This window comes from Oerskovia sp. NPDC056781, assembly GCF_042789955.1.
GTDB classification, from domain to species: domain Bacteria; phylum Actinomycetota; class Actinomycetes; order Actinomycetales; family Cellulomonadaceae; genus Oerskovia; species Oerskovia rustica.
In genome coordinates, this window is sequence record NZ_JBHUAD010000366.1 from 1 (window position 1) to 2,219 (window position 2,219).

2 protein-coding genes are annotated in these 2,219 nt (G+C 75.0%); both read right to left on the bottom strand.

Features of this window, described 5'->3' with window-relative positions:
* Nucleotides 1-31: 31 nt before the first annotated feature.
* Nucleotides 32-709, bottom strand: coding sequence for a response regulator (locus ACFRCR_RS18390; protein ID WP_377679618.1), 678 nt, complete (start codon nt 707-709; stop codon nt 32-34).
* On the bottom strand, nt 706-2,219 hold a 1,514-nt coding region (locus ACFRCR_RS18395; protein ID WP_377679619.1), incomplete at its 5' end, for a sensor histidine kinase. The genes ACFRCR_RS18390 and ACFRCR_RS18395, both read right to left, overlap by 4 nt.

Below are 2,219 nucleotides of genomic sequence, written 5' to 3' on the forward strand. Positions count from 1 at the left end.
CCTCCAGGAGGTCTACCTCGCGCACACGGGTCTACCTCGGCTTCGTCACCTGGTGCGACGGCGCCGCGATTCCCCGTTCGTACGCCCAGACCACTAGCTGGACGCGGTCGCGCACGCCCGTCTTGGTCATGATCCGGCTCAGGTGCGACTTCACGGTGCTCGCCTCGAGGTAGAGCGTCGCCGCGATCTCCGCGTTCGACTGCCCCCGGCACAGCAGCGCCAGGATGTCGTGCTCGCGCGAGGTGAGCAGGCCCGAGGCGACGTCGTCGGGGGCGGCGGGGGACCGCCGTCGGGCGAACTCGTCGATCACGCGCCGCGTGAGCGTCTGGTCGACCAGTCCTTCGCCCGACGCCACGCGCCGCACCGCGTCGACCAGCACGTCGGGCTCGGCGTCCTTGAGCAGGAACCCGCTCGCCCCGGCCTCCAGGGCACCGAACACGTAGTCGTCGAGGTCGAACGTGCTCACCACGAGCACCGGGACCGGGTCGACGACGCCGGGTCCCGCGAGCGCGCGCGTCGCCGTGATGCCGTCCCCGCCGGGCATGCGGACGTCCATGCACACGACGTCGGGGCGCTCCCGGCGCGCGACGCGCACGGCGTCGGCCCCGTTGGACGCCTCGCCCACGACCTCGAAGCCCTCGCTCTCGAGGATCACGGTGAAGCCTGCGCGGACGACGGCCTGGTCGTCGACCAGCACCACTCGGGTCATGGGGCCTCCTGCCCGACGGCGGAGCCCGGCTCGTCCGCGGACGTCGCCGAGCGTTCGGGGGCGGTGGGGGACACGGGGTCGACCGGCCGCGGGACCGTGAGCCGGACGCGCCATCCGTCACCGGGGACGGGGCCGGCGTCGAGCGTCCCGCCGACGAGCGTCGCTCGCTCGGTCATGCCGATGAGGCCGTGGCCGGGCGGGGTCGGGGCAGCAGGGGAGCCGGGCGCCGGCCCCGACGGCCCCGACGGCACGGACGGCCCGGCCCGGCCCCCTGAGCCGATCGCCGCGACGGGCAGCCGGTTGGTGACCGTGACGACGAGCGCGGCCCGCTGGTGGTCGGTCACGACCTCGATCGCGCGCCCGGGTGCGTGCCGACGAGCGTTGGTCAGCGCCTCCTGGAGCACGCGGTAGACCGTGAGCTGGACCGCGGGGGACAGGTCGAACGGCTCGCCGAGCCGCACGTCGCGCACCTCGGCACCGGCGCTGCGCGCGAGGTCGAGCAGCTCGTCCGCGTCGTCGAGCGTGGGCTGCGGCGCGGCTGGCGCCTCCTCGCCGGGCTCGCCGGGACCGGTCTGCGACGAGCTGCGCAGGATGCCGACGACCAGCCGCAGGTTGTCGAGCGTCTCGCGTCCCTGGGTGCGGATCCAGCGCATCGACTCCTTCGCACGTTCGGGGTCGCGGTCGACCAGGCGCTCGGCTGCGGCCGCCTGGACGACGATCCCCGACAGGTGGTGGGCGGCGACGTCGTGCAGCTCGCGCGCCATGCGGCCCCGCTCCTCCAGGACGGCCTGCGCCGCGAGAATGTCGCGCTCTCTCTCGGCCTGCGCGACCCGCCCCTGGAGCTGGGCGAACAGCTCGCGGCGCGTGCCGACGTACGCGCCCACGAGCGCCGAGGCCACGTACGTCAGGAGGGCCGACGCGAGGCCGCCCCAGACCTGGACCGCGACCGGTGCAGGGCCTGCCGACGTGATCGGCACCGGACCGCCGAGCACGAAGCCCAGCAGGACCTGCACCCCCGCAGCCGCCCCGGCCGCCCACAGGGCCGTGCGGCGCGGCGCGTACGCCCCGACCGAGTAGGCCGCGACGAGCGTCGCCGGGGCCTGGAACGAGACGAGGGCGGGAAGGACCGGTACGAGCGCGACCTGGCCCACGACGACCAGCGTGAGCGTGAGCAGCGGTGCCCGACGACGCAGCGTGAGCGCCATGGCCTGCGCGACGACGATCACGATCGCCGCGACCCGGCCACCGGTCGAGAACCGCAGGGAGTCGGGCGCCCCTTCGACCAGGATGCCGAGGTCCGTCAGCGCGACGCGCTCGATCACCAGCAGGAAGCCGACCGTGAGCGCCGCGACGACCCCGCCCAGCAGGGCGTCACGGCCCGTCGGTGTGCGGATGCCGACGGCGTCGAGCCGGCGGTGCAGGGCGTCGAGCACGGGGTTCCTCTCAGGTCCGGTCGGACGGTCGGTGTGGGCGGTGCCGTCGGGCACCACGGTACGTGCCCGTGGTGCCC